Source organism: Pseudomonas sp. P7548 (genome assembly GCF_013386585.1).
Classification (GTDB): Bacteria; Pseudomonadota; Gammaproteobacteria; order Pseudomonadales; family Pseudomonadaceae; genus Aquipseudomonas.
Genome location: NZ_JACARO010000160.1, coordinates 4,087 through 4,324, shown reverse-complemented (window position 1 = coordinate 4,324; position 238 = coordinate 4,087). Strand labels below are relative to the sequence as shown.

At 54.2% G+C, this 238-nt stretch carries 1 pseudogene; it reads left to right on the top strand.

Annotated features, from left to right (window positions below):
- Positions 1–150 precede the first annotated feature (150 nt).
- Positions 151–238: pseudogene (locus tag HX803_RS32925) on the top strand (terminase); the annotation flags it as partial.

Below are 238 nucleotides of genomic sequence, written 5' to 3'. Positions count from 1 at the left end.
CGTTTCTAATCCATATGGACGACCATGACTGCGTCACTTGGGCATGAAAAATGCCTCTCTATAAGGCCAATAGCCATCCCCAATTCGCCCACCCGCCCCACCCCACCTAAACTCTGTCCAATATGTTTAACGGACAGAGGATTCACCCTCCTGGGCAAACGTCCCCCCAATCTCCCCGCCTGGCAATGGCGTAACTACCCACAAAACCATCAACACCCGACCAACCTGGCGTTGCACC